Genomic DNA, 1,069 nt, shown 5'->3' with positions numbered 1-1,069 from the left:
CGCGTGGCGTTTCCAGTCCCATTGAGCCGCGGTGGTTACGGTTGGTGTGTTTGAGTTTTGTGTTATGCGTTGTCAGCCCCTTAGGCGGGCGTTAGGCATAAGTAGGGAGATCGTTTTGGCAAATAAAATTATTGAAAATTTACTCGCCAGAAATTTCACAGATTTTGAGTTTGCATTTCAGCAAGCCGAAACGCTGTATGCAAATGAAAGAGGTGAGTTATTCCATAAACTTGAGTACGGGGAATACAGAGAACGTGTATTATTAAGATTACTAAAGTCAATTCTTCCTGCTCGATTTGATATTGGTAGTGGATTTATAGTCAATGCAGACGGCAATGTTAGCACTCAGTGTGACCTCATTATCTATGATAAAAATGAGATGCCAACACTTGAAAGTGATTATGGACAACGATTTTTCCCTGTAGAAGCGGTTGTAGGCGTAGGAGAGGTCAAATCAAAAATAACATGTATATCCAAGCTCAATGAATATCTAGAAAAGTTGTCATCTGTAGCATCCATTAAAAATAAAATACATGATGCTGTAAAAGTGAATGAGTTAAATTACAAATTTTGTCCTATTGATCCCAAAGATGGTATTTTTACTTTCATTGTTTGTGCGGAATTTGACTTCAATTTGTCAACCGATAAAATCGTTGAAAATCATGCGGTAATGAATAGAGTTAACTGTGTGTTAAGCGTAAAAGATGGCATTCTTTGTAGAAAATCACCACAAGGTGAGCTGTATCCTTTCCCTGTTCATCCCGAGTTCAATGATATCTCACTTCATTATATACGTGCTGACAGTAACGAAATGAAATCTCATTTCCAAATATTCACTTCTTTAATTCGTTTAATGGCAGAAACCACACATGTTTATAAGGTTGATATCACAAAATACTTGCCCTAAAAATGCCTAACAAACGCCTCAAGCGGGACTGTCAACGCGTGGCGTTTCCAGTCCCAATGAGCCGCGGTGGTTACAGTTGTTGCGTTTGAGTTTTGTGGTAATGCGTCGCCAGCCCCTTAGGCGGGCGTTATGAGGAATATGGATATCAAATTACGACCAATA

At 39.1% G+C, this 1,069-nt stretch carries 1 protein-coding gene; it reads left to right on the top strand.

Going from position 1 to position 1,069, the window contains the following annotated elements; genetic code table 11:
* Window positions 1-115 precede the first annotated feature (115 nt).
* Window positions 116-907 (top strand): DUF6602 domain-containing protein, encoded by a 792-nt coding sequence (locus T411_RS0115675; RefSeq protein ID WP_012706050.1) that lies wholly within the window; start codon window positions 116-118, stop codon window positions 905-907.
* Window positions 908-1,069: the final 162 nt, after the last annotated feature.

It is taken from the genome of Vibrio cholerae ATCC 14035 (genome assembly GCF_000621645.1).
Classification (GTDB): domain Bacteria; phylum Pseudomonadota; class Gammaproteobacteria; order Enterobacterales; family Vibrionaceae; genus Vibrio; species Vibrio cholerae.
The sequence above is the reverse complement of the archived record's forward strand: the minus strand, read 5'-3'. Positions and strand labels throughout refer to the sequence as shown.